Below are 22,958 nucleotides of genomic sequence, written 5' to 3' on the forward strand. Positions count from 1 at the left end.
GTCAAGGCCTCTTGACCCTCCGGCCCTTACCCGATCCAGCGCGGCTGTGCAGATGAGCAAGAGCGAACGCCCTAGCCAACTCTTTCGCAACCTCAATGCGAAAATCGCCTCGATCCCAATGATCCTCACCGCGCTGGTGATCTTTGTCGGCGGCAGCGCGTGGACGGTGCTTTATTCCTTCACCAGTTCGAAGCTGCTGCCGCGGCTGCATTTCGTCGGGCTCGACCAGTACTACCGGCTGTGGTCGGTGCCGCGCTGGCTGGTCTCGATCGAGAACCTGCTGATCTACGGCGTGCTGTCGCTGCTGTTCTCGCTGGTCATCGGCTTCCTGCTTGCCGCCCTGCTCGACCAGAAGATCCGGTTCGAAGACACGTTCCGGACCATTTTCCTCTATCCCTTCGCCCTCTCCTTCATCGTCACCGGTCTCGTCTGGCAGTGGCTGCTCAACCCCGAGTTCGGTGTCCAGGCAGTGGTGCGCAGCCTCGGCTGGACGAGCTTCAGCTTCAATCCGCTCTATGATTCCAGCATCGTTATCTACGGCATATTGATCGCCGCTCTCTGGCAGGGCACCGGGCTCATCATGTGCCTGATGCTGGCCGGCCTGCGCGGGATCGACGAGGATATCTGGAAGGCAGCGCGGGTCGACGGGATCCCGACCTGGAAGACCTATCTGTTCATCATCATACCGATGATGCGGCCGGTCTTCATCACCACGCTGGTCATCATCGCTGCCGGTATCGTCAAGATCTATGACCTGGTTGTCGCCCAGACCAGCGGCGGGCCCGGCATCGCCTCCGAAGTCCCGGCCAAATATGTCTATGACTACATGTTCTTCGCCCAGAACCTCGGTCAGGGGTTCGCCGCCTCGACGATGATGCTGCTGTCGGTGATCATCGTCATCGTGCCGTGGGCCTATCTCGAGTTTGGAGGCAAGAAGCGTGTCTGACCATACCGTTTCCTTGCCGGCCGGCCCCGGCACGCTCGAAGCCTACGGGCCGAGCGGGCCGAAGCCGCGGCATATGTTCTCGCGCCGCAACATCTTCCTCTACGGCACGCTGATCGTGGTTGCGCTCTACTATCTTTTGCCGCTCTACGTGATGGTGGTGACATCGCTCAAAGGCATGCCCGAGATACGCCTCGGCAACATCTTCTCGCCGCCGATGGAGATCACCTTCGAGCCGTGGGTCAAGGCCTGGTCGAGCGCCTGCACCGGGCTCAACTGCGACGGGCTGTCGCGTGGCTTCTGGAATTCGGTGCGCATCACGATCCCGTCGGTGATCCTGTCGATCGCGCTCGCCTCGGTGAACGGCTATGCGCTTGCCAACTGGCGCTTCAAAGGTGCCGACACCTTCTTCATCATCCTGATCGTCGGCGCCTTCATCCCCTATCAGGTGATGATCTATCCGATCGTCATCATCCTGCGCGAAGTCGGCCTCTACGGCAGCCTCAGCGGCCTGGTGATCGTCCATTCCATCTTCGGCATGCCGATCCTCACACTGTTGTTCCGCAACTACTTTACCTCCATGCCGGAGGAGCTGTTCCGGGCAGCGCGTGTCGACGGCGCCGGCTTCTGGGGCATTTATTTCCGCATCATGCTGCCGATGTCGCTGCCGATCTTTGTCGTCGCCATCATCCTGCAGGTGACCGGCATCTGGAACGACTTCCTGTTCGGCGTCGTCTACACCCGCCCCGACACCTATCCGATGACGGTGCAGCTCAACAACATCGTCAACTCGGTGCAAGGCGTGAAGGAATACAACGTCAACATGGCAGCCACCATCCTGACCGGCCTGGTGCCGCTGATCGTCTATTTCCTGTCCGGAAAATTGTTTGTGCGCGGCATCGCCGCCGGCGCGGTGAAAGGATGATGGCGATGAACGCAAACGGCAGCATTGCGGCAAACGGCACCAGCGTCTCGATCCAGAACCTGTCGCTGAATTTCGGTGCGATATCGGTGCTGCAGACGCTCAACCTCGATGTTGCCGAAGGCGAATTCATCGTGCTGCTCGGCCCGTCCGGCTGCGGCAAGTCGACCTTGCTCAACTGCATTGCCGGGCTGCTCGACGTTTCCGAAGGCCGCATCTTCATCAAGGGCAAGAACGTCACCTGGGAAGAGCCCAAGGATCGCGGCATCGGCATGGTGTTCCAGTCCTACGCGCTCTATCCGCAGATGACGGTGGAGAAGAACCTGTCGTTCGGGCTGCGCGTTGCCGGCCTCGCCAAGGACGAGATCGCCAAGCGCATCGCCCGGGCCGCCGAGATCCTGCAGATCGAACCGCTTTTGCATCGCAAGCCGGCGGCGCTGTCCGGCGGGCAGCGCCAGCGCGTGGCGATCGGGCGCGCACTTGTGCGTGACGTCGATGTCTTTCTGTTCGACGAACCGCTCTCCAACCTCGACGCCAAGCTGCGCGCGGAATTGCGCGTCGAGATCAAGCTGCTGCATCGCAAGCTCGAGAACACCATGATCTACGTCACCCACGACCAGATCGAGGCGATGACGCTGGCCGACCGTATCGCGGTGATGAAGGGCGGCGTCATCCAGCAGCTCGATGCGCCGCAGACCATCTATAACCGGCCGGTCAACCGGTTTGTCGCCGGCTTCCTCGGCTCGCCGGCAATGAACTTCCTCGACGGCAGACTGGAGCAAGCGGCAGGCGACTGGCACTTCGTCGCCGAGGATGTGCGGATACCGCTTGCCACCTATGCTTTCGAGAAGGACCCGGTGCCAGGGCCGGCCGTGTTCGGCATCCGCCCCGAGCACGTGGCGTTCAACAGCGGCACGGGATGGCCATTCGCAGCCACGGCAAATGTCGAGGTCGTCGAGCCCATGGGTTCCGACACGCTGGTCTGGCTGAAGCTCGCCGGCCAGAATTTCACGGTGCGGGTGACGGCCGAGCGCACGCCAAACAACGCCGAGGCGGTCGGCATCGGTTTTGACCCGATGCGCGCCTCGCTTTTCGACGCCGCCACAGGTAACCGCCTCTAGAGCATGATTTAGCCTCCCAAGACTCTTCTACTCCCGCAAGACTCATCCCCCCAAAACTAACCATCCACAAGAAAACGGACAGAGACGATGAACTGGTCATTCCAACTTTACAGCGCCCGCAATTTCCAGCCCTGGGAGGGCGTGCTCAAGATGCTGGGGGAGCTTGGTTACAGCCAAGTCGAAGGGTTCGGCGGCGTCTATGACGATCCCAAGGCGTTCCGTGCCGAGCTCGACAAGAACGGGCTCGCCATGCCGACCGGGCATTTCTCGATCGACGCGCTCGAGAAGGATTTCGACGGCGTGCGCAGGACGGCCGACGCGCTCGGCATCACGCTGCTCATCTGCCCGTTCCTGAACGCCGAGTTCAGGCCGGCCGACACAGCCGGCTGGCGCGGCTTCGGCGAACGCCTGGCCAAGGTCGGCGAGACGGCCAGGAAAGCCGGCTACGGCTTTGCTTGGCACAACCATGATTTCGAGTTCAAGGCGCTTGCCGACGGTTCGGTGCCGCAGGACCATATCCTGTCCTCCGCGCCCGACATCGGCTGGGAGATGGACGTCGCCTGGGTGGTGCGCGGCGGCGTCGATCCGCTGCCCTGGATCGAGAAGCACGGCAAGCGCATCGTCGCCGTCCATGTCAAGGACTTGGCCAAGCCGGGCGAGGGCCTCGACGAGGACGGCTGGTCGGATGTCGGCCACGGCACCATCGACTGGCCCGGCCTGATCAAGGCGCTGCGCGCCAAAAGCGCCGCAAAATACTACGTCATGGAACAGGACAATCCCAATGATATCGAGCGCTTCGCCCGCCGCTCGATCGCAGCCGCCAAGACCTATTAGGAGCACACCAGCATGGCAACAAAACTTGGCATCGGCGTCATCGGCTGCGGCAACATCTCGAAGGCGTATTTCTCGCTGGCACCGCTGTTTCGCGGCATCGAGATGCGCGCCTGCGCCGACATCAACATGGAAGCGGCGAAAGCGCGGGCAAAAGAGTTCAAGCTGCGCGCCGAGACCGTCGAGGGGCTGCTCAAGGCCGACGATATCGACATCATCGTCAACCTGACCATTCCGGCGGTGCATTACGAGGTTTCGAAGCAGATCCTCGACGCCGGCAAGCACGTCTATTCGGAGAAGCCCTTCGTGCTGTCGGTCAAGGAAGGGCTCGACCTGAAAAAACGGGCGGAAAGCAAGGGGCTGCGCATCGGTTCGGCGCCCGACACCTTCCTCGGCGGCGCGCACCAGCTTGTCCGCGACCTGATCGACACCGGCAGGCTCGGCAGGATCACCAGCGGCACCTGTCATGTGATGAGCCATGGCATGGAGCACTGGCACCCCAATCCGGACTTCTTCTTCCAGCCGGGCGCCGGGCCGGTGCTCGACATCGGACCCTATTACATCACCAACCTGATCCAGCTGATCGGGCCGGTGAAGCGGGTCGCCGCCTTCGCTTCGATCCCGATGACGGAACGCATCATCAGCTCGAAGCCGCGCGCCGGCGAAAAGATCCCGGTCTCCACGCCAACGACGATCCACGGCGTGCTGGAATTCGAGAACGGCGCCGTCGTGACGCTCAACACCAGCTGGGATGTCTGGAGCCACGGCCACGCGCCCATGGAGCTCTATGGCGAGGCGGGCACGGTGTTCGTGCCGGATCCGAACTTCTTCGGCGGCGAGGTGCGCTACACCGATGCCGCCAAGCCGGTGAAGAAGCTGCCGAAATGGCCGCATCCGTTCGGCGTGCCCAACGAGATGCATTCGCAAGGCATGATGGCCAACTACCGCACCGCCGGTTTGGCCGACATGGCGATCGCGATCAGGGAAGGCCGGCCGCACCGCTGCTCGATGGAACTGGCGCTGCATGCCGTCGACGTCATGACCGGCCTGTTGCGTTCGGGCGAGACCGGAAAGTTCGTCGCCATGCAGACCAGCTGCGAGCGGCCCGCGGCACTCGGCGTCAAGGCGGCGAAGGAGCTGCTGGCGAAGCAGAAAACCAAGTAGGCGGCGCGCCTCCCAAGCACCGCAAAAAGCCTCTCCCCGTTTGCGCGAGGAGAGGCTAAGGGTGGCAAGCTCGACTGCCCCACTGTCGCGGCGGCAGCCGTCGGGCTCGTTTCGATTTGAGGATTTCCCATGCCGTATGTCCCCGCCGAAAACCGCTATGACAAGATGGTCTACAATCGCTGCGGGCGGTCCGGCCTGAAGCTGCCGGCGATCTCGCTTGGGCTGTGGCACAATTTCGGCGACGACACGTCGCATAGAACCAAGCAGGCGATCACGCGCAGGGCGTTCGATCTCGGCATCACGCATTTCGACCTCGCCAACAATTACGGCCCGCCGCCCGGCTCGGCGGAGCGGGCGTTCGGCGAGATCCTGCGGACGGACTTTGCCGGTTATCGCGACGAGCTGATCATTTCGACCAAGGCCGGCTACGAAATGTGGGCAGGGCCTTATGGCGAGTGGGGCGGCCGCAAATATGTGCTGGCCAGCCTCGACCAGAGCCTGAAGCGGATGGGGCTCGACTATGTCGACATCTTCTATTCGCACCGCTTCGACCCCGACACCCCGCTGGAGGAAACGATGGGCGCGCTCGATCACGCGGTGCGCTCGGGCAAGGCGCTCTATGCCGGCATTTCCTCGTATAATTCGCAGCGCACCCGCGAGGCCGCCGACATATTGAAGCAGCTCGGCACGCCTTGCGTGATCCATCAGCCGAGCTATTCGATGCTCAACCGCTGGGTCGAGGATGATGGCCTGCTCGATACGCTGGAGGGGCTCGGTGTCGGCTCGATCGTGTTCTCGCCGCTGGCGCAAGGCATGCTGACCGACAAATATCTCGGCGGCATCCCCGACGGCAGCCGCGCCAGCCAGGGCAAGTCGCTGCGCCCGGCATTCATCAACGACAAGTCGATCACCAATATCGAGGCGCTGAACGTCATCGCCCGTCGCCGCGGCCAGACGCTGGCGCAGATGGCGCTGGCCTGGGTGCTGCGCCGGGGCAGGGTGACGTCGGCGCTGATCGGCGCCAGCCGGCCGGAACAGGTCGAGGATTGCGTCGGCGCGCTGAAGGCGCTCGACTTCAGCGATGCCGAGCTCGCCGAGATCGACACCTTTGCCCGCGAGTCGGACATCAATCTCTGGGCGGCATCGGCCGAGCGCAAGGGACCGCCGAGGAAGTAGGCGACGACGGTCTGCGGTCCGGTTTCATCGAAAAGACGCGGCAGCGCGAACTGGTAGCTGTCTTCGACACGGTGGCCAGCGGCTAACTTTCGGCTGCCTTGAGGTTCCGCGCGGCTTGCTCGAGCGTCGCCCTGTCGTTGCCCAGCCTGTCGATCAGCTCTTGCGCCTGATCACCGGTTATCCCGGTGCGCATCGCCAGTGCCTCGACCGTCAGAACGTCGGAGCTGGCGATCGTTCCCGCCGGAACGTCCGCGTCGTCGAGGCCAAGCTCTTGCTTCGCCTGCTGCCAATGACGCTCATGCGCGCCATCCGGGCGGCCCTCGCGTACCCAGATTTCATAGGCTCGCTGCCGAATCTTTTCATGCCGATCGTCGTCCATGGCGGTTCCTCCCTTGTGGCGTTTTCACCAACGCGGGGAGCGCCGGAACGATCCGATGTTGATGCCGAATTCGCAGACATGCCGGACAAAAGCCGGTTTCTCACCGAACAAACACCGGACATACGCGTTTTGCGGAGGAACCTGCACAGTGGGCCGGCCGTTGAGCCGAGCCTGAGCAAAGGAGATTACAATGGCCGACGAACCAAACGAATCCGCAGCACCGAAGATGACTCAACGTGAAGCTCAGGAAGCCCTGGAGAAGCAGGTCGCGCAGCTGAGGCGCGAGATCAGCAAGATCAACCGAACCTTGGCGGAACGCGCGGAAGAGGCGATCGAGGACGCCGGCGATTGGTATGGCAACGCTGCCGAGCGCGCCTCTCGGACAGCACAAGCCCTGCGCAACAGGGCGCAGACGGTGTCGGGGGTGGTCCAGGAGAATCCCGGCACAATATCGTCGGCATTCATCCTCGGAGCGGCCGTAGGAGCGCTACTCGGCCTCACCCTGGCCGCCACAGATCAGCGCCGCGATCGCTGGTTCTAGTCCCGACCCCAGGTTTTTGGGACAGAACCGGGTTTTGGGACAGAAACAGAGGGATTGCTCCCGCTGTTCATTGGTTCAGCAATGACACCGGTCAGGGCGTGGCGGGCTTCTGCGCCGTGCCGAGGGCTTTGGGCGCTGCGGGCGCCGCCGTCTTCATCTTCTCCTCGATCCAGCCGGTGTAATTGGCCAGCCGCGTGTAGATGCCGTAGGCGTTCTTGTGGCCGCAGGCGGTACCGCCGTCGGCCGGACCTTCGCCCCAGCTGACGACGCCGACCTGCACCGGACCATCGGCGCCGGTCATGAACAGCGGTCCGCCGCTGTCGCCATTGCAGGCGTCGCGCTCGCCGCTGGCCGTGCCGGCGCAGATCATGTTGCCGGTCAGCGGATCGGCCATATCGGCTGCAATCGCGTTGGCGGCCGCCTCGATGCCCCTTTCCGAATAACGCATGCGGCGGGCGAGTTCGCCGAGCGCTGCCTTCAAATCATGCGCATAAATCGCCTTGATGCCGCTGTTGCAGGTTGCGTTCGGCTGGAGGTCCAGGTCGGCGACCATCAGTGCGGTGGGAAACGTTCCGTCCTGCATCTTGCCCCAGCCGGTGACGGTCGTCTTGCCGGCGTCTGGTGTCGGCTCACGGGCAATTTTGATGGTCGGGGCATCGGCCGGCGCGGCCAGCCGGATCAAGCCGAGATCGTTGTCCAGCGTCTGCTCGCTGTAGCCCTCGTTGACGATGATTTCCACCGCCTTGTAGCGCTTGCCCTCGCTCAGATCGGTGGCGCCGGTGAGCACGGTGACCACATCAGGCGAAATCGGCTCGCCGTCGTCATTGAGGCAGTGCGCCGCCGTCAGCACCCATTGCGGCGCGATCAGGCTGCCGCCGCAGAACTGCGCATTCGCCTGCGAGGCCGGGCTTTTGTCCAGTTTGCCGGTGGTCAGCAATGCCACCTGGAACGGGTAAGCGCCCTTCTCGGCCTCTTTGCCGCCGTAGACGCGATCGGCGCCGTCGGGGTTCTCCGCCCTGGCCTTGGCCCTGGCCTCGGCCACGCGTTTCATCGGCGAGATCGCCGCCTCCGGCCGAGCGGCCGCGTCCGTGGCATGAACGGATTTGACGGCCGGCAAGGCCGCCGCGATGCCGAGCAGCGCGGCGGCGGCAATCGGTCTGAACCTATGGATGATCTTCACCTCGAACCCCCTGAGACGATGTTCCCGACAGGTCAGTCGCCGACGCATGGTCCACTGAAATGGAACCGGCCGGTGAGATCATGCTCCACGGCGAAGCACGATCCGTCACAAAGCCGAGCACCATTTCTGCTAGTCGTGCTGTCGAGCCAACCCGCCCAAAATCCTATAGCCCCCCACGGGCTATGTGGAAGCAATTTGTCGTTGCCAATGTTGGATTATTTTAGGCAGTATACCGTTGCAGGCATTTTTGGCGGGGACCTAAACTGGCTGCACTGAATAATGGCCCGGTAAAGGCACCGGTAACCAATTTCATTTTTTTGCGCCACCACGATCTCGACAATATTTCTGTATCTTGATCCAGTCCTTGCTGACTTTTGGGAGAGTCTCACCATGACAAAACTGACACATAGCATTATTGCGTCCGCGTTGCTTTCCACCGCAATGTGGGCGGTTCCTGCCTTGGCTGCCGATCCAGGTTCCGCCAATGCCGGCAACGGCGAAAGCATGCGGGATGTAACATCGGGCGATTACAAGCCCGGCCGGGCGAAACCAATCGCCCCGCCGAAACTGACCGACGACGAGGCCAACCGCGCCGCGCCGCTCACCGACGAAGCAACGGCCGTCAAATCCTATGGCATCGTCGGCCGCTCCGCCGATGGCAAGGACATCAAGATTGACCCGAACGAGGCGCTGAAGGACCTTGTCATCAAGGACATGAACGCGCCCGCCGACGGGCAGAAGTCCGACAATTCCGGACTGAGCGGAGGCGAAGAGGCCGGCCGTCAGGTGTTCGGCACGGACGACCGCGAGCAGATCAAGAATACCAAAACCTACCCGTTCACCGCGATCGGCTATCTCGAAGGCAAATCGAAGAGCGGCAGCTATGGCAGCTGCTCGGCGACGCTGATCGGCCCGCGCACGGTGCTCACCGCGGCGCACTGCCTCTACAGCCACGAGGACAAGGCCTGGCTCGACGATATCCTGTTCGTGCCGGCTCTCAACGGCAAGACTGCCGACGACGCGCCGTTCGGCGCCTTCACCTATGAAAGCGCTTATGTCATCCAGGGCTTCATCGACAATTACCAGGGCTTTTACGGCTCGGTCGTGCCGTGGGATCTCGGCATCGTCACCCTGAAGCAGGATGTCGGCACCAACCTCGGCTGGCTCGGCTATGCCAATTATGACGACCTCGGCGATTTCACCGCCAACATCATCGGCTATCCCGGCGACAAGCCGATGGGCACGATGTGGAAGGCGACCTGCGAAGTGCACGCCGAAAACATCGCCACCGAGTATTTCCAGTACGACTGCGACACCTATCCCGGGTCGAGCGGCAGCTCGGTCTATGCCTATGACAATGGCTCCAAGCAGCGCGTCATCACCGGCGTGAACGTGGCCGAGAGCCCGGATGCCAATACCGCCGTGCGTCTGAACGCCATCAACGTCCAGTGGATCAACAGCCTGTACAAATAGGCCTGCAGAGTTTCCGCCGCGATCATCGCGGAAAACCGGCCGGCGGCGGAGCATTTCCGTCGCCGGCTTTCGCATTTTCGGGAATTATTCGGACTGGGCCGAGGATGGCGCCTGGCGGACATAGTTCTCGATCGGCTGGGCGAAAGTCGGTGAACCGGCCTTGCGCTCCTTGTCGATATAGCCGGCAAAATAGCTCCAGAAGGAAGCGGCATAGTCGCGGAAATAGGAGTCGGCGACGTCGCGCGAGCACAGCCTGCCTTCGACGCAGAAGGAAAGGCGGTTGAGGAAATAGACGACGCGGTCGAAATTGTCGCTGAAGTCGGCAAGCGGCATGTCGCCGCCGGTAGCGCTCATCGCTTCGATGCCGATGCGCTGTCTGAACACCTGTTCCTCGGTCGGCGTCGGATTGGCACTGAGCAGATTGCCGTATTTGGCGTTGAGCGCCGCCAGGCGTTGCTTGAGGGCCCGTTGCGCCTGCTGGTAATCCTTGCTTTCCCAGAGCTCGACCAGCGACATCGTCTGCTCGACGCGCTTCTGCTCCTGGTTCGCCAGGAACTGGTAGACCGAAAAGATCAAGGTGAAGATGATCGCCAGGCGCACCAGCAATCCGGACCAGGCATAGACGAGCATGCGCCAGTCGCGATCGGTGAATGGGTTCGCCTCCTTCTTGACCTCGTGATTGCTCACCCACGGCAGGCCTTCGACGGTTTCCGGCAGCGACACCGGCTTCTTTTGCGGTACCGGCGCCGTCACTGCCTGCTGCGTTGCGTTGCCCCCCGCTTTCGTCATCCGCAGCTGTCCAGTTCTATGGTGGCGGACGGGTCGAGCACGATGCCCGGCATCTCCAGCTTCTTCTTCAGGCAATCCAGCTGCGTGCGCGAAACGATGAACTGCAGGTCAGGCTCCACCTGCGCCTTGCCCGGCGACGGCAACGGCTCGACCACGCCGCGCGAGGCGCAGCTGCTGAGATCGACGACAACGGCGGTGTTGCCGGTTTTGGCGATCCGGTCGTACTGGTCGAGAAAGCAGCTCGCCAGTTCGGAATTGATGACGACCTCCTTGGCGCAGAGGCCGCAAGCCTCGTCCGCCGAAGCATTGGCGGCCAGCAACAGCCCGGCGACAAGGCCGGCGGTTGTTGCGCGCCACGAAAATACGATCCTGTTCACGAACGCCCTCACCCGTTCCGTTCGGCCGCCGACAGCGGTGGTCGAAGAATGTTCATTATCAGCCGATTAGGCAAGAGGCCCGGCCGGGCACCTGACCGCGCCTCAGGCGCGCGGCACGGTCTCCATCGGAAAAATCATCACGGCGCCCTTCGACCCCTTGTCGTCGGTCAGCCGCATGGCCGACCGTGTCGCCGGCGCCATGCCGATATCGGCCAGCATGTCGGCGAAGCTTGGCTGTCCCAGTCCCCGCGTTACCGAGACAACGCCCTCTTGCGCCAGGAAGCTCAGATCCTGCTTCTCGCTCTGCGGCGGTGCTTCGGTCAAGACGGCGATCGTCCGCTCCATGCCGAAGCTGGTGTCGGTGAATTTGAACAGGCCTTCCTCGAGCACGGCGCCTTCGGTCAGGCGCTCGGCAAGAAAATGCTGGATGGAATAGTCGGAGCCGACGTAGAGCACGTTGATGTCGACCAGGTTGGTCGAACCGTTCCTGGCCAGTACGTGGACCTGATCGTCGGGCGAAACACGCGGCACCGTCGACGCTTCGATCGGCTGCAGCGTGTCGCTGTCAAAACGCTTGATCCGGAACTCGACGCTGACCTCTTCCGGCCGATAATCGGAGGCGGCGGCCAGCCTCGACAGGCCAATGGCGCGGAAGAATTTCGTCAGATTCCCTGCGGCGGCCTCGATCAACTTTTCGCGGCCGTCCGGATGAATGACGATCAACGGCGGCTTGCTGCCGCCCTTGAGCGTCATGTCGCCCGAAGCCGGCAGGAACCACAGCGCCGGCGCGTCGGTGGCATCTTCTGCGGCGCCGGCAATGGCGTTCTCGCGCAGCACTGCGAGACGCAGATCTGCGCTCTTGCCCGGCTCGACCAGCGCGATGTGAAACCCTGAGCTCTTCCTGGCCGCCAGTTCGTCGAGAACCGAGTTCGCCAGCGCGGCCTCTTTCTCGAGGCCTTTGGCCGCAGCCGGCCGCGCGACCACGAGCTTGTAGTCGACGGCGAGCTCGGCCAGCCGTGCATAGGCATTGGCGGGGATATCGGCCAGCTTGAGCGCCGGCTTGCCGCCGAACTCGACCGGCTTGACCCGGCTTTCCAGGTTTTTCGCCGACTGAACCTGGAGATAGCCAAGCGCCTCGGACAGCGGCGACAGCGCCGACGGCAATATTGCGAGCCTGCTGCCGGGGGTGAGGCGTTGCAGCAACCCGGCGCCGATCGTGGCTTTGTCGTTCTCGATGACGATCGGCCATTGCATGACCGCGTCTGTCTTGTCGGTGCCGAAGACGCGTGCGTCGAGTTCTCCCTCGAACAGCGGCGTTGGCCGGGTGCGGCCGTCCGCCGAATATTGCTGCAGCACGGCCTGGCCGAGCTGGCGATAGGTGATGTTGGGGTTCTCGGCCAGTTTCGACAGGATGGTGAAGGTGAACAGGCCGAAACGCGGTGCATCGGCCGTGCCCTTGGGCAGCGGCATCTCGGGCGTCGTCTCCACCGTCTGCGCCGCGTAGAAGGCGACCAATTTGCCCTTGGTGGTCGGCTCGGCGCCGGTCGGCGTCAGCTTGAAGGCCGGCTTGCGCTGCCCGTCCTCGTCAAAGCCGCGCGGCGCGGCCGACGCAATCTCGTCATAGGCTCTCACCGCAGCCGCCCTGGCAGCGTCGTCGCCGCCGACCAGATCGGCGAACTCGACCTTGCGTTCCAGCTCGTCGTCGACCTCGGCGGCGCGCGTCGCAGTGCCGGAATGGCAGCAGTCGAACACGGCCCAGATAAAGGCGCCCTTGTCGCGGATAGCGTCGAGCGCGGTGCCGATCTCGTTGTCGACCAGCGCATTGGGCACGCCCTTTTCGCGGTTCACCCATTTGTCGATGTCGGACGGCAAGAAAATCTCGTCGAGGCCGTCCGTCTCGTCGCCCTTGTTCGCTGCCGGCTGCTGCGCGCCGTGACCGGACAAATGCAGGTAGACGAAATCGTCGCGCTGGACCTTGGCGGCAAGATCGGCCAACGCCGCCTTGATCGCCGCATGTGTCGGCGGTCCGTTGGCGCCTTCGACATCCTTGGCGAGCAGCGTGACGTTTTCGGCCAGGAATTTTACCGGCGCGGGCGTGTTCCCCAGGAGGTAATCGCGCACCAGGCCGGCATCGTTTTTCGGTCCGATCAGCCAGTTTTTCTTCGGCAGGTTCGGGTAATCGGTGCAGGCAACAAGCAGCGCATGGTAGGTGCGCGCCGCTGCGAATGCCCGAAACGGCACCAGGCCGGCAGCGGCCAGCGCGGACGTGCCGGCAAGCAGCGTCCGCCGCGTCACTTTGATCATGATTGCTTCCCCAAGCCCGATCGAATTTCCAAGCACGGCCAGCCTGGCCGAGGATTTTGTCAGTATTTTGAATATGGCGCCGCCGGCCAGCCGACCACCGGCTGCGAATAGAAACAGTAGCAAAAATGGCAGTTCGTCGCTATCTCAGTGGAAGAGGTCCGACTGCTTGCGAAATGGCAGCGATCGGCACGGAGCGGCTTGGAACAGGATCATGGCGGCAAGGGATGTACTGACGAAGAACCAGCTTTGCGTTCTCGAGAAGCTCGAGGCCGCCAGCGGCCCGCTCAGCGCCTATACGTTGCTCGACCAACTGCGCGAGCGCGGTTTTCGCGCGCCGCTGCAGGTCTACCGGGCGCTCGACACGCTGGTGAAATCCGGCTTCGTGCACAGGCTCGAAAGCCTCAATTCCTTCGTCGCCTGTGCCGAGCCGCACGACCACAGCCATTCGATGACGGCGTTTGCCATCTGCGACACCTGCGGCCAGGTGACCGAGTTCTCCGACCATGATGTCGGCCACCGGCTCGACGAATGGGTGCGCTCGACCGGCTTCGCCGCCAAGAAGGCGGTGATCGAGTTTCGTGGGACATGTGCGAAGTGTTTGGCCGAGGCGGCTTGAGGCCGGAGCAACGCGGCGAAGGCGGAGCAAGGTTTTCCGAGCCCTCGCCGGGTGTTCCCGGATCGGCTCAGTAGGGAAAGGGTCTCCTTGAGGTATGCCGGATGTGCAGGATCTCAATTGCGTCGGCACGGGCACGATAGAAGACCTTATAAGGGTAGCGGCCTATGAAGAGGACGCGAACGCCAGGGATGTCGGTCGCGTGACCGCTTTCGGGAAATTCGGCAAGTCGCGAAATCCCAGCGTGGATCCGAGAAATGACTGAAAGGGCGCCCTGAGGCGCCCGCTCTTCGAGGTAGTTGAAAATCGCCTCGCGTTCGGCAAAGGCTTGCCGCGTAAATCGGACCTTCATAGCCTGCGGCGGGTGTCGGCCGCGCGAACGGTATCCTCATCTACGAAAGTGCCGTGATCGGCCTCTGCTAGGCCCGCTGTGACCGCGCTGCGCTCTGATTCCGACATCGCATACACGCCAGTCCGCCGCGCCTCGATGACGCGGGCGTAATCAGCAAGCTCCTCCTGGTCTTCGCGAGGCCAAGCTTCCGCATGCCTTACCAGATTCTCAAGTGCCTTGGTGATCATACGGGCACTATAGCATACCGCTGCTGCTCGTGAACCTTGAACCGAACATGGCTCTGTGGCCCGCCTTAATGCGCCTCTTCCCAGTTGTTGGCTGCGCGGGCGTCGACGTGCAGCGGCACCGACATCGATACCGCCGGCATGGCGGCGTTCTCCATGACGTGGCAGACGACCGGGATCGTCGCCTCGACCTCGGCTTCGACCGTCTCGAAAACCAGCTCGTCATGCACCTGCAGCAGCATGCGGGCAGAAAGCCTGGCTTTTTCCAGCGCCTCGTCCATACGGATCATGGCGCGACGGATGATGTCGGCGGCGGTGCCCTGCAGGCGGGCGTTGATCGAGGCGCGCTCGTTGAAGGCACGGACCGAAGGGTTCGACGACCGTATCTCCGGATAGTGGATGCGGCGGCCGAAGATGGTCTCGACGAAGCCGTGCTCGCGGGCATAGGCCTTGGTCGCATCGATATAGTCGCGGATGCCGGGGAAGCGCTCGAAATATTTCTTGATGTAGTCGCCGGCTTCCTCGCGCGCGATCGACAGCTGGTTGGCGAGGCCAAAGGCCGAAATGCCGTAGATGATGCCGAAATTGATCGCCTTGGCACGGCGGCGCACTTCCGAAGGCATGCCCTCGACCGGCACGTTGAACATTTCAGACGCGGTGATGGCGTGGATGTCGGCGCCATCGGCGAAGGCCTGCTTGAGCTGCGGGATTTCGGCGACGTGGGCGAGCACGCGCAATTCGATCTGGCTGTAGTCGGCGGAAACCAGCTTGTTGCCCTTGTCGGCGATGAAGGCCGTCCTGATCTTTCGACCCTCGACGGTGCGCACCGGAATGTTCTGCAGATTGGGATCCGAGGACGACAGCCGCCCGGTCGTCGTCGCGGCAAGCGCGTAGGAGGTGTGGACGCGCTTGGTGTCGGGATGGATGAAGCCGGGCAGCGCATCGGTATAGGTCGATTTCAGCTTGGTCAGCTGGCGCCAGTCGACGATCTTGCGCGGCAATTCGTGGCCTTCGGCGGCGAGGTCTTCGAGAAGCTGCGCCGAGGTCGACCACTGGCCGGTCTTGGTTTTTGAACCGCCGGGCAGACCCATCCTGCCGAACAGGATGTCGCCGAGCTGTTTTGGCGAGCCGATGTTGATGCGTTCGCCGACCAGCTGGTAGATCTCGTCCTCGAGCCGTGCGGCACCCTGTGCCAGTTCTCCGGAGAGCCGCGACAGGATCTGCCGGTCGACGGAGATGCCGCGCTGCTCCATCCGTGCCAGGACCGGCACCAACGGCCGTTCAAGCCGTTCATAGACCGAGACCAGGCCCTTGGCGGCAAGCCGTGGCTTCAGCACCTGCCAGAGCCTGAGCGCGACGTCGGCGTGCTCGGCCCCGTAAGCCGTCGCCTTGCCGAGGTCGGCCTGATCGAGGCCGACGAAGCTTCTTCCCGAACCGGCCAGTTCCTTCAGCGGAATGGTCGCGTGGCCGAGCCATTTATCGGCCAGCGCCTCCAGGCCGTGGCCACCGTGGGTTCCGGCCTCGAGCACGTAGGAGATCAGCATGGTGTCGTCATAGGGGCCGATCTCGATGCCGTGACGGCTCATGACGACAAGGCGGTATTTCATGTCGTGCACGATCTTGAGGACGGATTTGTCCTCGAGCAGCGGCTTGAGCAACGCCAGCGCGTCGCGGATCGGGACCTGGTTTTCGACCGCGCCGCCGCCGAGCAGGTCGCCATTGCCGTTTTTGTGGGCAAGCGGCACATAGGCGGCGTGGCCGGGCGCGACGGCCATGGCAAGGCCGATCAGTTCGGCCCGCATCGGATCGGGCGAGGACGTCTTAACGTCGAAGGCGACGATGCCTCTCTCCATCGCCTCGGCGATCCAGGCCTTCAGCGTCGCGGCGTCGCGGATGCAGGTGTAGGCGCCGGTGTCGATCTTGCGGGCGGTGGCAGCCTCCAGGCGAAGCGCCGAAAGCAGGGATGGGGTGTCGCCTTGCTTGGCTGCGGCCGGAGCTTCGAGTGCCGCTTCGTCCGACGGCGGTGCGCTCTCGGCGGCCGCGGGCACGCCAAAACCCATATCGGGGCCATGCGCGGTATCGGCACGCTCTATGGTGACGGGGGTGGCTGGAACGTCGCCGGCGTCGGTTCCGGTCGCTTCGGCCACGCGGCGGGTCAGCGTCGAGAATTCCATGGTCTTGAGGAAGCCGATCAGCCTGGGGCCGTCCGGCGCATGCAATACGAATTCGTCAAGCCCTTCGGTCACCGGCACGTCGTTCTTCAGCCTCACCAGGTCACGCGAAATGCGTGCCTTGTCGGCATTGGCGATGATCGATTCGCGCCGCTTGTCCTGCTTGATCTCGCCGGCGCGGGCGAGCAGCGTGTCGAGGTCGCCGAACTGTTCGAGCAATTGCGCTGCCGTCTTCGGCCCGATGCCGGGCACGCCCGGCACATTGTCGACCGAATCGCCAGTCAGCGCCTGCAGGTCGATCATTTTCTGTGGCGGCACGCCCCATTTCTCGATCACCTCGGGAACACCGATCTGGCGGTCCTTCATCGGGTCGTACATGGCAACCGTTGGGCCGACCAGTTGCATCAGATCCTTGTCGGAAGAGATGATGGTGGTGTCGGCGCCGGCTTCGCAGGCAAGCCGGCAATAGGTGGCGATCAAATCGTCGGCCTCGTAGCCTTCCGTCTCAAGGCATGGCAGGTTGAAGGCCCTGGTCGCCTGGCGGATCAGGCCGAATTGCGGGATCAAATCTTCCGGCGGCGCCGAGCGGTTGGCCTTGTATTCGGGGTAGAGGTCGTTGCGGAAGGTCTTCGACGAATAGTCGAAAATCACGGCGAAATGCGTCGGCACGATGCCGACATCGGTGTTGCGGGCGTCCTGCGTCAGCTTCCAGACCATGTTGCAGAAGCCGAGCACGGCACTGGTCGGCAGCCCGTCGGACTTGCGGGACAGCGGCGGCAGCGCGTGATAGGCACGGAAGATGTAGCCGGAGCCGTCGACAAGGAAGAGATGATCGCCTTTTTTCATGGCACGAGGGAATAGCGCGGCGCAGCGCCGCGGTCCATGCCAAAGGCGGCTTCTGCCAAGGGTTCCGGCAACACCCTGACAAATGGCGTGCGAGCCTGGCCTGCCATGCGGCCCTGGCCGGAGCTTTGTTCGCTCACGCCTATGTTACAAAAGTGTAATTTTTGTGCCCTTGAATCGCCACGTTCGCAGACACAGATAAACGTCATCGGCAGTTTTCGCCGAAGTCCGGAGCAAGGCCCGTCCCCCGCCTATCCCGGACACTTGCGGCAGCCTATCCCCCCTCTCCGGGCTGCCGCATCGTTTCGAGTAGAGGCCGCCGTGGTTCCCTCCACCACGGCGGCATTTTTTTGCCTTTGGATAGGAAGCTGTGGCCCAACGGTCGCGGGCTTTCCGTTTCGCAACATGGGCTCTAGATTCGCCGCCAGAATCGAAAGGCCCGCCAGATGTCCGCAGTTTCCCCTGTTCTCGACCGCCTCGACAAGAACTTCGACCAGAGCCTGGAACGCCTGTTCGGCCTGCTCGGCATCAAGTCGATCTCCACCGATCCGGACTACGCCGCCGACTGCCGCAAGGCCGCCGAATGGCTGGTCGCCGAGCTCAAGCTGATCGGCTTCGACGCCAGCGTGCGCGACACACCAGGCCATCCGATGGTGGTCGCGCATCACGACGGGCCGGCGGGCGCGCCGCATTTGCTGTTTTACGGCCATTACGACGTGCAGCCGGTCGATCCGATCGAGCTGTGGGAAAGCGACCCGTTCGCACCGGCTGTCAAGGAGATCGAGCCCGGCCACAAGGTGATCACCGGCCGCGGCGCGGCCGACGACAAGGGCCAGCTGATGACCTTCGTCGAGGCCTGCCGCGCGTGGAAGCAGGTGCATGGCGGATTGCCGTGCCGAATCACAATCCTGTTCGAGGGCGAGGAGGAGTCCGGATCGCCGTCGCTGAAGCCGTTTCTCGAGGCGAATGCGGATGAGCTCAAGGCCGATTTCGCGCTGGTCTGCGACACCGGCATGTGGGACCGCGATACGCCGTCGATCTGCGTCTCGCTGCGCGGGCTGGTCGGCGAGGAGATCACGGTGACTGCCGCCGACCGCGACCTGCATTCCGGGCTCTATGGCGGTGCGGCCGCCAATCCGATCCGCATCCTGGCAAAGATCCTGGCCGACATCCACGATGCGGATGGTCACGTCACCATTCCGGGTTTTTATGACGGCGTCGAGGAAACGCCGTCGCAGATATTGCGGTCGTGGCTGTCGCTCGGCGAGACGGCCGAGACCTTCCTCGGCCCGATCGGCCTGTCGATTCCGTCCGGCGAAAAGGGCCGCTCGGTGCTCGAGCTGACCTGGGCGCGACCGACGGCCGAGTTCAACGGCATTATCGGCGGCTATACCGGCAAGGGCTTCAAGACGGTGATCGCCGCGCAAGCCTCGGCAAAAGTCTCCTTCCGCCTGGTCCACAAACAGGATCCGGAAAAAATCCGCGCCGCCTTCCAGGCATTTGCCAGGCAGCGCGTTCCGGCCGACTGCTCGGTCGAATTTCATCCGCATGGCGGCTCGCCGGCGATCCAGCTGTCCTACGACTCGCCCTTCCTCGCCAAGGCCAAGCAGGCGCTGTCCGACGAATGGCCGAAGCCGGCGGTGGTGACCGGCAGCGGCGGCTCGATCCCGGTGGTCGGCGATTTCCAGACTTATCTCGGCATGGAGTCGCTGCTCGTCGGTTTCGGCCTCGACGACGACCGCATCCACTCGCCGAACGAGAAGTACGAGATGAGCTCCTTCCACAAGGGCCAGCGCTCCTGGGCGCGCATTCTCGAGGCGCTGACACGCTGAAATTACGCCAGATTCAAGTTTTTGTTGATTTTTCGCCGGATCGCGGCAAGGACGGGCACGGTCCGTCGCGCATCGCTGCACGGGGCCGCGACCGGAGAAGACGATGAGCGACATACGTTTCCACAAAAACGATCTGCCCGGCCTGCTGCATTACGATGTCGGGGCGGTCGCCATCGACACCGAGACGCTGGGGCTGAACCCGCATCGCGACCGGCTCTGCGTCGTGCAGATCTCGCCGGGCGACGGCTCGGCCGACGTCATCCAGATCGCGCCCGGCCAGAAGAAGGCGCCGAACCTCGTCAGCCTGCTCAAGAACCGCAGCATCACCAAGCTGTTCCATTACGGCCGCTTCGATCTCGCCGTTCTCTACAACGCCTTCGGCGTCATGCCGGAGCCGGTGTTCTGCACCAAGATCGCGTCGCGGCTGACGCGCACCTACACCGACCGGCACGGGCTGAAGGACATCTGCTTCGAGCTTCTCGGGATCGGCCTGTCGAAGGCGCAGCAATCATCGGACTGGGCCGCCGAGACGCTGTCGCCCGAGCAGCTCGAATATGCCGCCTCCGACGTGCTCTATTTGCACCGGCTGCGCGACGTGCTGAGCGCGCGTCTGGCGCGCGACAACCGGACCAGGGAGGCCGATGCCTGCTTCCGCTTCCTGCCGACGCGTGCGAAACTCGACCTGATGGGCTGGGATGAAGAGGACATCTTCGCCCACAGCTGATGGCCTTCATGATAATTCTACTCCGACGGCCATCTGGCGCAGTTTTCTCCGCTTCCGGTGCTCACGGACCCAAATGTCCGCTGCGCTCCGGTTCTCGAAAAACCACGCCATATGTCTCGCCGGAGCGAATTCTCCTAAAGGCCATCGGCCAGGAACCGGACGCTTATCCCGGCGTTCCGTTCGCTTCACCGGGAGAAATGAAAATGGCTGCCCGAAAATCAATCGAAACGGCACCCAGGGACGGCTCCAAGGTCACCGTCTACTGGCAGGACAGCGACGGCGTGATGAACGAGAGCATCGCGCAATACCGTTCGCTCGACCGGCTGAAGGCGGCAGGCGGCGACTGGGACGAAAGCGATGCCGGCTGGTGGGCCTATACGGACGTCCATACGCAAAGGAAGATCGAGCCGATCAGCTGGCGGCCGGCCTCCGACGATGCGGATGCCGACGACTGAGGGTTGTCGCAACCGCCGAACTGAAGTGATTATTCTGAGGCAACGCGCATTTTGTTCTTGCTTTGTGCCGGCAGCTATGCTACTAATTTCGCTGTAGTGCTCATTGGCTCCAACGACCCGCCCGCCGAGGCGGGTTTTTCATTTCCGGCTTTGGCGCTGTCGCGGGCCGCAGCCCTTCGGCAAGCGACTGAATACAGTTTACTTCGATTTTTCCCGACTTAACCCGCCTTTAAACCGCCGCATCTAGTCTTCAACCCCAACGCCATAGGCATGGGGAAGACAGCACAGCGCATGGCGAACCGGAAAGACAGCCGCATCGAGCCCAGCTTCGAGGCATCGCCGGGGGCGAGGTCCTCGGCCGGTTTTTCGGTAAGCGAGGAGGACCGCGTCGTGCCGAGCAACCGAAAAGCCGCTGCAAAGCGCAAATCGTCCAAGGCCAAGCCGCCGCGCGGCGGGCGCGGCAAAAGCCGGCGCGGCGTGTTCGGCGTGCTTGCCCGGCTGTTCTACTGGTGCTTCGTGCTGGCCATCTGGGGCGGCATCGCCACTGCCGGCATCGTCGTCTATTACGGCGCGAAAATGCCGGCGGCCACCACCTGGGCTATTCCCGACCGCGCCCCCAACATCAAGATCGTCTCGGTCGACGGCCAGCTGCTTGGCAATCGCGGCATGAGCGGCGGCGAGGCCGTCGGCCTGCACGAAATGTCGCCCTATATTCCCGAAGCCGTCATCGCCATCGAAGACCGCCGCTTCTATTCGCATTTCGGCATCGATCCGATCGGCCTTTCCCGGGCCATGGTGACCAATGTTCTGGGCGGGCATTTTTCGCAGGGCGGCTCGACGCTGACCCAGCAGCTGGCCAAGAACCTGTTCCTGACGCCGGACCGCACGCTGGAACGCAAGGTGCAGGAAGTGCTTTTGGCGCTGTGGCTGGAGCACAAGCATACGAAGGACCAGATCCTCGAAATGTACCTCAACCGGGTTTATTTCGGCTCTGGCGCCTATGGTGTCGAAGCGGCCTCGCGCCGCTATTTCGGCAAGAGCGCGCGTGACGTCACGCTGTCGGAGGCCGCCCTTCTCGCCGGCCTGCTCAAGGCGCCGTCGCGGCTGTCGCCGGCGCGCGACCCGAAGGCGGCCGAGCAGCGCTCGCAGCTGGTGCTCGCTGCCATGCGCGACGAGGGCAAGATCAGCGCCAAGGAGCAGACCACGGCGATGAGCGCGCCGGCGACACGCGCGCCGTCCTACTGGACCGGCTCGGAAAACTACGTCGCCGATACGATCATGGAAGAACTGCCTGACCTGATCGGCGACGTGCGCCGCGACATCGTCGTCGACACGACCGTCGATCTGACGCTGCAGAAACTCGCCGAGCAATCGATCCGCCGGCTGATCGATCAGAGCGGCAAAAAGCTCAATGTCAGCCAGGGCGCGCTGGTGTCGATCGACAATTCCGGCGCGGTGCGCGCGATGGTCGGCGGTTACGACTATTCGACCAGCCAGTTCGACCGCGCCTCGGAAGCGCGCCGGCAGCCGGGCTCGGCGTTCAAGCCGTTCGTCTACATGGCGGCGCTGGAATCCGGCCGTACGCCCGACAGCGTGCGCAACGACGCGCCGATCAGGATCGGCAACTGGACGCCCGACAATTACGGCGGCAAATATTTCGGCAAGGTGACGCTGGCGACGGCGCTGGCAAAATCGCTGAATTCGGTTGCCGCGCAGCTGACCATGGAAGTCGGGCCGAATGCGGTGGTCGAGGCGGCGCACCGCATGGGCGTCCAGTCCGAGCTGACAGCCAACACCTCAATCGCGCTCGGCACCTCGGAAGTGACGCCGCTGGAACTGACCTCGGCCTATGTTCCCTTCGCCAATGGCGGTTATAAGCCCGACATCCATTTCATCCGCCGCGTCACGACGAGCGACGGCAAGGTGCTCTACGAAAACAATGGCGGCGGTGCGCCGCGCGTCGTCAAGCCCGATGTCGTCGGCATGATGAACTCGATGATGACCGGCACGGTCGAAATCGGCACGGCCAGGAAGGCGGCGTTCGCCTGGCCGGCGGCCGGCAAGACCGGCACCAGCCAGAATTCGCGCGACGCCTGGTTCATCGGCTATACCGCCAATCTGACCACCGGCGTCTGGTTCGGCAATGATGACGGCAGCGCGATGAAGAAGGTCACCGGCGGCGCGCTGCCGGCGCAGGCCTGGCATGAGTTCATGGTCGCCGCGCATGAGGGCGTGCCGGTGCGGCCGCTGCCCGGAACCTGGAAGTCGACGCCGCCCGACACCATCGTCCCGGACGAGATACCGTCCGATACGGCGCCGCCGGCGCCGGTCGCTTCCGTCGGCCAATCAGCGGCGCCTGCGGCAGCTACCCAGTCGGCTTCGCGCCCCGCGCGTCCTGCCGAGACGGTCGATGCCGGCGGCCTGGCCATGCCGGGCGTCGATAGCGCCACCGGATCGATCAAGCATCCGGTGCCGCCCGGCAATGTCGGCGGCCCGGTCAAGAAGCGGCAGACCTCGATCCTGGATATTCTGGGCGGAGGTTAG

The 22,958-nt window shown here is 63.4% G+C and carries 20 protein-coding genes; 13 read left to right on the forward strand and 7 right to left on the reverse strand.

Going from position 1 to position 22,958, the window contains the following annotated elements; all coding sequences use genetic code 11:
• The first annotated feature begins 52 nt into the window (after positions 1-52).
• From NKH49_RS12490 to mgrA, 6 genes are all read left to right on the forward strand, one after another.
• A complete protein-coding gene (locus NKH49_RS12490) occupies positions 53-946 on the forward strand; it encodes a carbohydrate ABC transporter permease (RefSeq protein WP_352613091.1) in 894 nt (297 codons plus the stop codon).
• Complete coding sequence (locus tag NKH49_RS12495; protein WP_023675222.1) at positions 939-1,868, forward strand: carbohydrate ABC transporter permease; 930 nt, start codon at positions 939-941, stop codon at positions 1,866-1,868. Before NKH49_RS12490 ends, NKH49_RS12495 begins: the two co-directional genes overlap by 8 nt.
• A 5-nt stretch (positions 1,869-1,873) precedes the next feature.
• Positions 1,874-2,986, forward strand: a complete 1,113-nt coding sequence (locus tag NKH49_RS12500; protein WP_352448362.1) for an ABC transporter ATP-binding protein — start codon at positions 1,874-1,876, stop codon at positions 2,984-2,986.
• A gap of 87 nt (positions 2,987-3,073) precedes the next feature.
• Complete coding sequence (locus NKH49_RS12505) at positions 3,074-3,820, forward strand: sugar phosphate isomerase/epimerase family protein (protein ID WP_023675224.1); 747 nt, start codon at positions 3,074-3,076, stop codon at positions 3,818-3,820.
• A gap of 12 nt (positions 3,821-3,832) precedes the next feature.
• Positions 3,833-4,981 carry a Gfo/Idh/MocA family protein gene (locus NKH49_RS12510; RefSeq protein ID WP_352613089.1) on the forward strand — a complete coding sequence of 383 codons (1,149 nt, stop codon included), beginning with the start codon at positions 3,833-3,835 and terminating at the stop codon, positions 4,979-4,981.
• Positions 4,982-5,110: 129 nt separating this feature from the next.
• Positions 5,111-6,157, forward strand: coding sequence for an L-glyceraldehyde 3-phosphate reductase (gene mgrA / locus NKH49_RS12515; RefSeq protein WP_352502630.1), 1,047 nt, complete (start codon positions 5,111-5,113; stop codon positions 6,155-6,157).
• An 82-nt stretch (positions 6,158-6,239) separates the two neighbouring features.
• On the opposite strand, the gene NKH49_RS12520 is transcribed toward mgrA, so the two are convergent.
• Positions 6,240-6,536, reverse strand: coding sequence for a DUF2934 domain-containing protein (locus NKH49_RS12520; RefSeq protein WP_352613087.1), 297 nt, complete (start codon positions 6,534-6,536; stop codon positions 6,240-6,242).
• A gap of 190 nt (positions 6,537-6,726) precedes the next feature.
• Between NKH49_RS12520 and NKH49_RS12525 the strand changes: the two genes are divergently transcribed.
• Positions 6,727-7,077, forward strand: coding sequence for a hypothetical protein (locus tag NKH49_RS12525; RefSeq protein ID WP_352613085.1), 351 nt, complete (start codon positions 6,727-6,729; stop codon positions 7,075-7,077).
• Positions 7,078-7,168: 91 nt separating this feature from the next.
• Here the strand turns inward: NKH49_RS12525 and NKH49_RS12530 are convergent, their stop codons facing one another.
• On the reverse strand, positions 7,169-8,257 hold the full coding sequence (locus tag NKH49_RS12530) for a S1 family serine peptidase (protein WP_352613083.1): 1,089 nt from the start codon (positions 8,255-8,257) through the stop codon (positions 7,169-7,171).
• A gap of 390 nt (positions 8,258-8,647) precedes the next feature.
• On the opposite strand from NKH49_RS12530, the gene NKH49_RS12535 reads away from it, so the two are divergent.
• A complete protein-coding gene (locus NKH49_RS12535) occupies positions 8,648-9,730 on the forward strand; it encodes a trypsin-like serine peptidase (protein ID WP_352613081.1) in 1,083 nt (360 codons plus the stop codon).
• Between the two features lie 84 nt (positions 9,731-9,814).
• Here NKH49_RS12535 and NKH49_RS12540 read toward each other — a convergent pair whose 3' ends face one another.
• From NKH49_RS12540 to NKH49_RS12550, 3 genes are all read right to left on the reverse strand, one after another.
• Complete coding sequence (locus tag NKH49_RS12540) at positions 9,815-10,519, reverse strand: DUF4760 domain-containing protein (protein ID WP_352613079.1); 705 nt, start codon at positions 10,517-10,519, stop codon at positions 9,815-9,817.
• A complete protein-coding gene (locus NKH49_RS12545) occupies positions 10,516-10,896 on the reverse strand; it encodes a hypothetical protein (protein ID WP_352613077.1) in 381 nt (126 codons plus the stop codon). Before NKH49_RS12545 ends, NKH49_RS12540 begins: the two co-directional genes overlap by 4 nt.
• A gap of 102 nt (positions 10,897-10,998) precedes the next feature.
• Entirely contained in the window at positions 10,999-13,200 is a 2,202-nt protein-coding gene (locus NKH49_RS12550) for a caspase family protein (RefSeq protein ID WP_352613075.1), read from the reverse strand.
• A 211-nt stretch (positions 13,201-13,411) separates the two neighbouring features.
• Between NKH49_RS12550 and NKH49_RS12555 the strand changes: the two genes are divergently transcribed.
• Complete coding sequence (locus NKH49_RS12555) at positions 13,412-13,816, forward strand: Fur family transcriptional regulator (RefSeq protein WP_023675234.1); 405 nt, start codon at positions 13,412-13,414, stop codon at positions 13,814-13,816.
• A 67-nt stretch (positions 13,817-13,883) separates the two neighbouring features.
• Here the strand turns inward: NKH49_RS12555 and NKH49_RS12560 are convergent, their stop codons facing one another.
• Both NKH49_RS12560 and polA read right to left on the reverse strand, forming a co-directional pair.
• Positions 13,884-14,165: a type II toxin-antitoxin system RelE/ParE family toxin gene (locus NKH49_RS12560; protein WP_352448351.1), complete on the reverse strand. Its 282-nt coding sequence runs from the start codon at positions 14,163-14,165 to the stop codon at positions 13,884-13,886.
• 292 nt (positions 14,166-14,457) lie between these two features.
• The gene (gene polA / locus NKH49_RS12565; RefSeq protein ID WP_352469411.1) at positions 14,458-17,406 is read right to left on the reverse strand and encodes a DNA polymerase I; all 2,949 of its coding nucleotides are present in this window, start codon (positions 17,404-17,406) and stop codon (positions 14,458-14,460) included.
• 443 nt (positions 17,407-17,849) lie between these two features.
• On the opposite strand from polA, the gene NKH49_RS12570 reads away from it, so the two are divergent.
• The 4 genes from NKH49_RS12570 (at position 17,850) to NKH49_RS12585 (ending at position 22,958) form a co-directional block, all read left to right on the forward strand.
• Positions 17,850-19,235 (forward strand): M20/M25/M40 family metallo-hydrolase, encoded by a 1,386-nt coding sequence (locus NKH49_RS12570; protein ID WP_352613072.1) that lies wholly within the window; start codon positions 17,850-17,852, stop codon positions 19,233-19,235.
• A 103-nt stretch (positions 19,236-19,338) separates the two neighbouring features.
• Positions 19,339-19,959 carry a ribonuclease D gene (locus tag NKH49_RS12575; RefSeq protein WP_254816792.1) on the forward strand — a complete coding sequence of 207 codons (621 nt, stop codon included), beginning with the start codon at positions 19,339-19,341 and terminating at the stop codon, positions 19,957-19,959.
• A 203-nt stretch (positions 19,960-20,162) separates the two neighbouring features.
• Positions 20,163-20,414 carry a hypothetical protein gene (locus NKH49_RS12580; RefSeq protein ID WP_352613070.1) on the forward strand — a complete coding sequence of 84 codons (252 nt, stop codon included), beginning with the start codon at positions 20,163-20,165 and terminating at the stop codon, positions 20,412-20,414.
• A gap of 291 nt (positions 20,415-20,705) precedes the next feature.
• Entirely contained in the window at positions 20,706-22,958 is a 2,253-nt protein-coding gene (locus NKH49_RS12585; RefSeq protein WP_352613068.1) for a transglycosylase domain-containing protein, read from the forward strand.

Source organism: Mesorhizobium sp. M1088, from assembly GCF_040318575.1.
Classification (GTDB): domain Bacteria; phylum Pseudomonadota; class Alphaproteobacteria; order Rhizobiales; family Rhizobiaceae; genus Mesorhizobium.

Excerpts from the sequence above, each read along its gene's own strand:
- NKH49_RS12500 (WP_352448362.1), top strand. The coding sequence starts at position 1,874 with ATGAACGCAAACGGCAGCATTGCGGCAAACGGCACCAGCGTCTCGATC.
- NKH49_RS12505 (WP_023675224.1), top strand. The coding sequence starts at position 3,074 with ATGAACTGGTCATTCCAACTTTACAGCGCCCGCAATTTCCAGCCCTGG.
- NKH49_RS12585 (WP_352613068.1), top strand. The coding sequence starts at position 20,706 with ATGGCGAACCGGAAAGACAGCCGCATCGAGCCCAGCTTCGAGGCATCG.
- NKH49_RS12535 (WP_352613081.1), top strand. The coding sequence starts at position 8,648 with ATGACAAAACTGACACATAGCATTATTGCGTCCGCGTTGCTTTCCACC.
- NKH49_RS12560 (WP_352448351.1), bottom strand. The coding sequence starts at position 14,165 with ATGAAGGTCCGATTTACGCGGCAAGCCTTTGCCGAACGCGAGGCGATT.
- NKH49_RS12550 (WP_352613075.1), bottom strand. The coding sequence starts at position 13,200 with ATGATCAAAGTGACGCGGCGGACGCTGCTTGCCGGCACGTCCGCGCTG.
- polA (WP_352469411.1), bottom strand. The coding sequence starts at position 17,406 with ATGAAAAAAGGCGATCATCTCTTCCTTGTCGACGGCTCCGGCTACATC.
- NKH49_RS12555 (WP_023675234.1), top strand. The coding sequence starts at position 13,412 with ATGGCGGCAAGGGATGTACTGACGAAGAACCAGCTTTGCGTTCTCGAG.
- NKH49_RS12575 (WP_254816792.1), top strand. The coding sequence starts at position 19,339 with ATGAGCGACATACGTTTCCACAAAAACGATCTGCCCGGCCTGCTGCAT.
- NKH49_RS12580 (WP_352613070.1), top strand. The coding sequence starts at position 20,163 with ATGGCTGCCCGAAAATCAATCGAAACGGCACCCAGGGACGGCTCCAAG.
- NKH49_RS12525 (WP_352613085.1), top strand. The coding sequence starts at position 6,727 with ATGGCCGACGAACCAAACGAATCCGCAGCACCGAAGATGACTCAACGT.
- mgrA (WP_352502630.1), top strand. The coding sequence starts at position 5,111 with ATGCCGTATGTCCCCGCCGAAAACCGCTATGACAAGATGGTCTACAAT.
- NKH49_RS12540 (WP_352613079.1), bottom strand. The coding sequence starts at position 10,519 with ATGACGAAAGCGGGGGGCAACGCAACGCAGCAGGCAGTGACGGCGCCG.
- NKH49_RS12510 (WP_352613089.1), top strand. The coding sequence starts at position 3,833 with ATGGCAACAAAACTTGGCATCGGCGTCATCGGCTGCGGCAACATCTCG.
- NKH49_RS12490 (WP_352613091.1), top strand. The coding sequence starts at position 53 with ATGAGCAAGAGCGAACGCCCTAGCCAACTCTTTCGCAACCTCAATGCG.
- NKH49_RS12570 (WP_352613072.1), top strand. The coding sequence starts at position 17,850 with ATGTCCGCAGTTTCCCCTGTTCTCGACCGCCTCGACAAGAACTTCGAC.
- NKH49_RS12520 (WP_352613087.1), bottom strand. The coding sequence starts at position 6,536 with ATGGACGACGATCGGCATGAAAAGATTCGGCAGCGAGCCTATGAAATC.